Source organism: Rhodococcus sp. P4_F5 (assembly GCF_056401315.1).
Genome location: NZ_JBFUJP010000154.1, coordinates 1 through 528 on the forward strand (window position 1 = coordinate 1; position 528 = coordinate 528).

Here is a 528-nt window from a genome sequence, read left to right on the forward strand (position 1 = left end):
GGGTTCGATCACGCAGAAGTTCGTGAAGGGTGATCGCAGCATCACGGCGGTGTACTCGGGTCTGGGTGAGTTCCAGGGTTCGACGTCGGCTACGCACACYGTYGCGGTSTCCCCGGCTGATGTCGCGACCACMACGGTCGTGTYSGGTCCSGCTTCCGCTGTTGCSGGTGCGGATGTGGTTCTGAACGTGCAGGTTTCGCCGGCTCCGGCTGGTGGCACGGTGCAGTTCAAGGACGGCACTGAGAACCTGGGYGGCCCGGTSRMYCTSGATTCCGAGGGCMRGGGTTCGATCACGCAGAAGTTCGTGAAGGGTGATCGCAGCATCAYSGCGGTGTACTCGGGTCTGGGTGAGTTCCAGGGKTCCACCTCGGCGGCACACACTGTCGCGGTGTCCCCGGCTGATGTCGCCACGACGACGTCGGTGACGGGTCCGGCTTCCGCTGTTGCGGGTGCGGATGTGGTTCTGAACGTGCAGGTTTCGCCGGCTCCGGCTGGTGGCACGGTGCAGTTCAAGGACGGCGCCACGAA

General features: G+C 64.6%; 1 protein-coding gene. It reads left to right on the forward strand.

From position 1 onward, the window contains the following. Nucleotides 1–139: 139 nt before the first annotated feature. The coding region (locus AC1DU4_RS26340) for an Ig-like domain-containing protein (RefSeq protein ID WP_477844926.1) at nucleotides 140–528 on the forward strand (389 nt) is incomplete at its 3' end.